The organism is Vibrio sp. 10N.247.311.13 (genome assembly GCF_041467595.1).
GTDB lineage: Bacteria > Pseudomonadota > Gammaproteobacteria > Enterobacterales > Vibrionaceae > Vibrio > Vibrio crassostreae_C.
Window position 1 is genome coordinate 1 of record NZ_JBFSUX010000148.1, and the last position, 1,037, is coordinate 1,037.

Annotated in this window: 1 protein-coding gene; it reads right to left on the reverse strand. The window is 41.9% G+C overall.

Annotated elements, in window-relative coordinates:
- Positions 1-301: 301 nt before the first annotated feature.
- Positions 302-1,036 (reverse strand): transposase, encoded by a 735-nt coding sequence (locus tag AB6E52_RS23120; protein WP_241910603.1) that lies wholly within the window; start codon positions 1,034-1,036, stop codon positions 302-304.
- Between the last annotated feature and the right edge of the window lies 1 nt (position 1,037).

A 1,037-nucleotide genomic window follows, 5' to 3' on the forward strand; every position in this document is an offset into this window, starting at 1 on the left:
TTTTATACTATCAAAATCGCCTCATAAGCCTAAATCCCCTTAAAGTAATGAAAAAAAAGAATAAAAATGGAAGTGAAATAGGACATCCGATCTTTTACCAATAAATTTTAACCCAGCCAACCCAATCGCTGAGCCAGAAACACAGTAGATGACAAAAAATATTAGCTAACGCGCCCATTCAGTCACAAAATAAACGGAAGCGGAATTTTAAAGAAAAATATGTAGGATTTTTGAGATTTACAGGTGGCGTTGTTGAACAATCCCTCCCTAAGAGCGTAGTAACCCCAAGGGCTGCGAGCAATTAAGCCACTTCATTTCTTACGGGCATACCTAACAACGGGGGGGGGCAGGTCTTGCCTTTTGCCACTATACGGCTGACTCGTGAATAATGTAAGTCGAAGTGATTCCCTATTTGCTTTTGCGTATAGCCACCGCTATTAAATGCAGCAATAATGGCATCATTTCTACTAGGCGCTGAGTCTTGGTACTCCTTTAGCGAAAGAGGTTTAGCACGTCGCTGTTTTGCCGGAACCTCTTTGATATCTCCCTCTGCTAAATTCAAATTAGGAAGATGACTGTTCACAAACTCATCACTGCCTAGGTACACCTGCTGCTTTAATCCTGTCCATAGTGGCTTACCAACCCCCTCGAAAACGAATTGCTTGTATTTCTCAACAGCCTTATTTCTCTGGCGGCCAAATTGAAACAAGGTTTGATCAACCGCTAGCCAGTCTGGTGACTCTTTTAAACCAGTAACAAAAGGCCAACTGCTCCACTCATATTCGTTCGGTGTATCCACTATATTTGCACGAACGGGGTTAAGTAAAATGTAACGTCCCACTTCCAATAGATAAGCGTCTTTGTCGACTAAAATGGCTTTAAAGCGACCTTGGTATAGATGACCGACTCGGTTATGTTTTCTATTGAACTTTTGGGTATACACACCATTAAGCTGACGCATTCCCTTACTTAAGTTCCCATCAGGAGTTTCGACGAGTAGATGGTAATGATTGGTCATTAAACAGTAGCTATGCACG